1 protein-coding gene is annotated in these 257 nt (G+C 69.6%); it reads right to left on the bottom strand.

Annotated elements, in window-relative coordinates; translation table 11 throughout:
* Positions 1-257, bottom strand: a 257-nt coding sequence (locus tag SB725_RS32300; protein WP_410923577.1) for a TolC family protein, incomplete at both ends; no start/stop codon positions are given.

The following is a 257-nucleotide window of genomic DNA, read 5'->3' on the forward strand; positions in this document are numbered from 1 at the left end:
GTGTGAAAGGCCTGTACCACATCGGCGCGCAAGCCATTGCGCTGTCGCTCCAGCTCAAGCTGGGCGATGGCCTGCCCGGTGGTGGCCACGGCGACGCGCGCCCCGCGCTTGCCACCCAGTTCAAATGGCTGGCTCAGGGTGATGGTCGTAGTGCGGGTATCGCGGCGAGTGTCCTCGGCCTCCCAGGACAGCTCCGGGTTGGGCAGCAAACCCGCCTGGCGCCGCTCGCCCTCGGCGACACCCACTTCACGGCCGGC

The sequence above is a fragment of the Pseudomonas sp. SIMBA_041 genome (assembly GCF_046535095.1).
Lineage (GTDB): Bacteria > Pseudomonadota > Gammaproteobacteria > Pseudomonadales > Pseudomonadaceae > Aquipseudomonas > Aquipseudomonas mucoides.